The 571-nt window shown below is 47.3% G+C and carries 1 protein-coding gene; it reads right to left on the reverse strand.

What is annotated here, in order from left to right; translation table 11 throughout:
* On the reverse strand, positions 1-571 hold a 571-nt coding region (locus R7044_RS27065), incomplete at both ends, for an ABC transporter substrate-binding protein (RefSeq protein ID WP_225456210.1).

Consider the following 571-nt stretch of genomic DNA (forward strand, 5'->3'; position numbering starts at 1 on the left):
AAGATATCTAACCAAGTTGATGCCTCGTTGTAGTCGGCAGTCCAACCGCCGCGCGTAATTTCTGTGGGTTCTTTCAAGGCATAGAAGACTTTAGGTTCCAACTGCTTGATAGTGACTTGTGCGCCTAAACGGCTCTTCCACATGCCCGCCATGGCTGTCGCCATTTTTACATCCATCGAGAAAGTCGGGACGGTAAACGTCAACTTAAGTGGGTTACTTTGGTTGTAGCCTGCCTCTGCTAACAAACGCTTTGCTTCGTCAATTCGTTGGATTTGGTCCCACTTTGAATATTCCGGTGTGTGCGATTGAAACCCATCGGTTTGCGGTGGTACTAGCGTGAACATCGGAATGCCACCATTTCTTAAAATCGAATCAGTCAGTAGATTGCGATCAATGGCGTAGGAGAGGGCTTGGCGAACTCGACGATCTTTGGTCGGTCCTTCTTGCGTATTTAGGTAGTAAAAAGTCGAACCTAGCGAAGCACTTGTATCAGCCACATTTTGAGGCAGTTTGCTTATTAGTTTCCTTTTTTGTGCGGCAGGAATCGACATGACCTGATCGATTTCGCCTG

The organism is Vibrio sp. 1402 (assembly GCF_033340275.1).